General features: G+C 57.5%; 2 protein-coding genes. Both read left to right on the top strand.

The genetic code is table 11. The features are described 5' to 3' along the window. Window positions 1-379, top strand: a 379-nt coding sequence (locus FJ867_RS28555) for a low affinity iron permease family protein (protein WP_348641458.1), incomplete at its 5' end; no start/stop codon positions are given. A gap of 93 nt (window positions 380-472) precedes the next feature. Next, the coding region (locus tag FJ867_RS28550) for a phospholipase D-like domain-containing protein (protein WP_246675125.1) at window positions 473-1,545 on the top strand (1,073 nt) is incomplete at its 3' end.

The raw sequence follows: 1,545 nt of genomic DNA, 5'->3' as shown, positions 1-1,545 counted from the left end.
TTGTAGAGCTTGGCACAACGGGAACCTGCGTTGCAGTCGAAAGTTCTTGATGATGGCAACTCGCCCGATCACGAGCGTGCTCACCTCAATTGGCACGTTGACCTCTCGGCCGGCAGCATTCCTGGTGCTGCTGGCTTACACGGCCCTTTGGCTATTTCTCGACAGGGCGAGTTTGAACTGGCACGGCGCGGCGACCCTGTTCACCTGGGCCATGACACTGTTCATTCAACGCGCAGAACATCGCGACACGCAGGCGATCCATGCCAAGCTGGATGAGATGTTGCGAACGAATAGCTCGGCATCGAACATCACCAGAATCGATGATGAGGAACCAGAGGAAATCGAAAAGCATCGCACTCGTAAACAGCAGGGCGATTGAGATGTGCCATGCGGACTCGCGGCGCTACGGGCGGGTGCGGACCCAGTGAGGTTTGGCGTAAACCGGGGAAGGCTGCTTAACAGCCTCAAATACGTGGCCGTTGCCGTCATCGCCAGCCTGATCACGTTGCTCAGCATAAACTTGGCACCAGAGCCACGCATTTTGCGAGCGCTTGTCCCGCACCGTTTCGACGCGTCGGATCCCGATTTTGCAAGGAGCATGAGCAGTTATTCGCAAGGACAGCTGTTCGATTCAAACGCGGTACAAACCCTTGTCAACGGAGATGAGATCTTTCCTTCAATGCTGCAGGCAATCCATGCGGCTCGGTCTACAATTGATTTCGAGACCTATATCTATTGGTCGGGGGCCGTCGGTTATGAGTTCGCGACCGCGTTGGCAACCAAAGCCCGGGAGGGTGTCGAGGTCCGTGTGCTCGTTGACTGGGTCGGCAGCCTGCCGTTCGATGAAGACCTGATCGAGATCATGACAAGCGCCGGCGTGCGGTTCCAGCGCTATAGACCTATTCATTGGTATACGTTGGATCGTGTAAACAACCGGACCCATCGCAAGCTGCTCATCGTTGACGGGCTGGTCGCGTTCACCGGCGGCGTCGGTATTGCCGACAACTGGCTCGGAAACGCCCGCAATCCAGATGAGTGGCGCGACACGCACTATCAAGTCAAAGGACCCGCAGTGTCTGCCTTCCAGGCGGCATTCGCGGAAAACTGGTTGGAGACGGCCGGCGAGACATTGCAAGGTGAGAAGTTCTACCCACCCTCCGAACCTGCGGGGTCGCTTAGCGCTCAGCTGATCCTGTCATCGCAGCCAAATGGCTCGGAGAACATGGAACTGATGATGCTGGCGGCGATCGCTGCCGCCAGGGATCATCTTCGCATCGGAATGGCCTATTTCGTGCCTGACGATATTGCCCTGCAGCAGATCTTGGACGCCAGGAAACGAGGGGTAGCAGTCGACGTGATCGTGCCCAACTGGCTCACAGACGTGCCCCTGGTCCGAAAGGGCTCGCGGTACTTCTGGGGCGACTTGCTCAAAGCTGGGGTCCGGATCTTCGAGTTCCAGCCAACGATGTATCATCCCAAACTCCTGATCGTCGACGACGTCTGGACGAGCTTTGGCTCTGCCAACCTGGACGAGCGCTCTTTGCG

This window comes from Mesorhizobium sp. B2-5-3 (assembly GCF_006441005.1).
Taxonomy (GTDB): Bacteria; Pseudomonadota; Alphaproteobacteria; order Rhizobiales; family Rhizobiaceae; genus Mesorhizobium.
Note: the sequence above shows the minus strand (reverse complement) of the source record. Positions and strands in the feature narration are given on the sequence as shown.